4 protein-coding genes are annotated in these 2,282 nt (G+C 39.4%); 2 read left to right on the top strand and 2 right to left on the bottom strand.

Translation table 11 applies throughout. The annotated features are described in order from the left end of the window. Window positions 1–129: 129 nt before the first annotated feature. Window positions 130–660 carry a GNAT family N-acetyltransferase gene (locus F0249_RS19695; protein ID WP_171757607.1) on the top strand — a complete coding sequence of 177 codons (531 nt, stop codon included), beginning with the start codon at window positions 130–132 and terminating at the stop codon, window positions 658–660. A gap of 130 nt (window positions 661–790) precedes the next feature. On the opposite strand, the gene F0249_RS19700 is transcribed toward F0249_RS19695, so the two are convergent. Beyond that, window positions 791–1,081, bottom strand: a complete 291-nt coding sequence (locus tag F0249_RS19700) for a type II toxin-antitoxin system RelE/ParE family toxin (RefSeq protein WP_053302227.1) — start codon at window positions 1,079–1,081, stop codon at window positions 791–793. Then, window positions 1,071–1,319, bottom strand: a complete 249-nt coding sequence (locus F0249_RS19705) for a type II toxin-antitoxin system Phd/YefM family antitoxin (RefSeq protein ID WP_171757608.1) — start codon at window positions 1,317–1,319, stop codon at window positions 1,071–1,073. Before F0249_RS19705 ends, F0249_RS19700 begins: the two co-directional genes overlap by 11 nt. A gap of 265 nt (window positions 1,320–1,584) precedes the next feature. Between F0249_RS19705 and F0249_RS19710 the strand changes: the two genes are divergently transcribed. Next, the gene (locus tag F0249_RS19710; protein ID WP_171757609.1) at window positions 1,585–2,070 is read left to right on the top strand and encodes a lecithin retinol acyltransferase family protein; all 486 of its coding nucleotides are present in this window, start codon (window positions 1,585–1,587) and stop codon (window positions 2,068–2,070) included. Window positions 2,071–2,282 lie beyond the last annotated feature (212 nt).

Here is a 2,282-nt window from a genome sequence, read left to right on the forward strand (position 1 = left end):
AAATGTGTGTTTGGCGATATTCATTAGATCAAAGACAGCGATGCGCGTCTACCTCATTGTTTTTACGGTTAATTATGAGGGGATTCGCAAGAATTGGGCGTTAGTAGCCAGAATGAACAGGAGTCAAAAGTGGAAAGTAATAGAATAAAATTGGTTCCGCCATCAATGGAGCTTGCTCCTCAAATGTTGGCTGCGATCCAAGAAAGCCAAGAGGAACTCAGCGTATTTTTGCCTTGGGTTCCATATGCTCTGACAACGGAAGATTCTGTTAAAAATACTCAGGATGCAATTGTTAACTTTGAGCAGTTTGAGGGAGAACTAAGGTTTTCAATTATCGATAAAGAATCTGATATTTTAGTTGGTGCTATAGGTTTGATTATTCGTGATAAAACAGTGCCATATTTTGAAATAGGCTACTGGTTACGAACGGCTTATGTTGGAAAAGGCTTTATCACTGAAGCTGTAAAATTGATTGAGGTTTATGCGTTTTCGGAATTGAAAGCCAACCGTGTAGAAATAAGAGCGGCTGATATTAATTATAAAAGTAGATCTGTTGCGGAGCGTTGTGGTTATATACTTGAGGGTATATTTATGAGCGACCGTTTATTACCATCTGGTGAGTTGAGTAATACGGCAGTCTACGGAAAAACTGGCTTCTAACAAACAATTTAAGAGTGACTCCTAACGCTTGCCGATTTCACTCCGGTTTGAAATTTGTGTTTACGGTGCAATGGTTTAGCTTGGGTGTTATAGCGTTGTCGCACCTTAATTGGGCGTTATATCACAATCACTAATCATCTAGTCTTTTCATAGCCTTACGGTAAACATCGCTTCGTTCACGTTTGCCTACAGCTAAGACGGTTACTATGATTACGTCATCCTCAACTTTGTATACTAAGCGATAACCTGATTGACGTAGTTTGATTTTATACATGTTATCTGCGCCAGAAAGTTTGGAAGCAGGTATATGTGGGTTGTCTAAACGCTCAATCAGCTTTTTCTTGAATTGCTGTTGTAAAGTCGATCCGAGTTTCTTCCACTCTTTGAGTGCGCTCTTTTTGAAATCAAGCTTATAGGTCATCAATATTTACCGAAATACTCTCTTCTAATTCGCGTTCTTTTGCTATTGTAAGTAGCTCAAGATCTTCGAGTCTGTCCATCATCATTTCGTATGCTTCGGCTGGAACGCAATAGAAGGCGGGTTCATTTCGATTGAGTACAGCAACAGGTTCACCATAAGCGCTAGTAGCAACTTTCATTGGATTTGCTTTTAGTTCAGTTATACTTGCAGCAACATCGGCTAAGATTCTAGTGGTCATTAAATAAGTCCTTTAACTGGTCTTTATAATGGTCATTGTAGCGCATGGTAAAGTGATATAACAAACAATTTAAGAGTGACTCCCAACGCTTGGCGATTTCACTCCGATTTGAAATTTGAGTTTACGGCGCAATGGTTCAGTTTGGGTGTTATAGCGTTGTCGCACCTTAATTGGGCGTTAGCCCTATTATCTAAATTCCAACCTTGAATCTCAATAATACGCCCTCATGTTCATATTTAACTATATAAATATAAGGAAATCAGATATGTATGATCTAGGGCAAGTGCTGAAAATTCAATATACAGGTTTTAAGCATTATGGAATTTACGTTGGTAATGGCACCGTTATCCATAACTCCAAAAAATTCCACCGAGTTGAAGAGATCGAATTAGCTGCTTTTTCAGATAGCAGAAACATCCAATTAAGCTCTATAAAATCGGAAAATCCAGCGTTAGCAGTACAAACGGCTAAAAAATATTTAGGTATCCCTTACAGTTTGTTTTCAGAGAACTGTGAGCATTTTGTAAGGACTTCGTGTGGACTAGTCAAAGAAAGCACTCAAGTTCAAAAATATTTAATATCAGCAATTGGTGTTGGTGCACTGCTGAAATCAGATAATTCAGTTATCCAAGCTGCTGGCGGTACAGCAGCATTAGCTGCAATGCTTACCCCTACAGAGCAAAGTCCAGTTAAAAACGTGGCGATAGCTACGTGTCTTGTCGCAGGCATTGCATTCTTAGCATCAAAATAGGGCTAACAAGCAATTTAACCTGACTTACAACGCGTGGCAGTTTTACTTCCAATCAAGTTTAGTGATTAAAACGCAATGCAGAACCACTGTATTGCGTTGCTGCGCAAGTTAATTGGGCGCTGACGGATCCCCTCATAATTTCCCCAGCCCTGCATTGTGTGTCAACCTTTGATATTCGAACATTCCCCACTGGTATTGAGATTCGTTAATTT

Source organism: Vibrio sp. 03-59-1 (genome assembly GCF_013114135.1).
Taxonomy (GTDB): Bacteria; Pseudomonadota; Gammaproteobacteria; order Enterobacterales; family Vibrionaceae; genus Vibrio; species Vibrio cortegadensis.